We start from the raw sequence: 584 nt of genomic DNA, 5'->3' as shown, positions 1-584 counted from the left end.
CTCCCCGTCCGGGACGGCGTCCCGGCCCTGGTTCCGGTCCCGGCGCAGCTCACCTTCGCGGTTCAGCTCGGCCTCCCGGTTCAGGTCGCGTTCGTTATTCAGCCGCTCTCCGCGGGTCAGCCCCGAGTCACGGTCGTCGTGCGGTGACTTATCTGCACTGGTACTCATGTTCCCCTCCTTCTCGGATTCGGACCATGGTGCCGCCCGCGGCGCGGGCGGCACTGCCTAGCGGTCCGTGCGACGGGTGCGTTCACCGGTTTCCGGGTCGATGATGTCCCATCGCCCTCGGCCTCGATCCGCTCCTTGCGGACCTGCTCGGTGACCTTTTCCTCGTCGGTGACGGTCTCGGTGTCTAGGCGGACCTTCTCCACCGGGACCGCTTCCTTGTCCACGACCGGGCGTTCGGCGTGCAGGGTCACTTCCTGCTCCTCCTCGCCCAGCTCGCCGCCGCGCACGGTGCCGGCGGCATCGGCGTCGGTGATCGGTTCGCGCTCCACGCGCACCTCTTCATGGCTGACCGGCACGGTGGTGGTCACGTTCTCGGTCACCACGTACTTGCGCAGCCGGGCCCGACCGGTTTCCAA

At 68.5% G+C, this 584-nt stretch carries 1 protein-coding gene; it reads right to left on the bottom strand.

Annotated features, from left to right (window positions below; genetic code table 11):
• Positions 1–164: 164 nt before the first annotated feature.
• Positions 165–584: YsnF/AvaK domain-containing protein (locus JCM19049_RS17030; RefSeq protein WP_279403508.1), on the bottom strand; the 420-nt coding region annotated here is incomplete at its 5' end.

The organism is Arthrobacter sp. JCM 19049, assembly GCF_001310435.1.
Note: the sequence above shows the minus strand (reverse complement) of the source record. Positions and strands in the feature narration are given on the sequence as shown.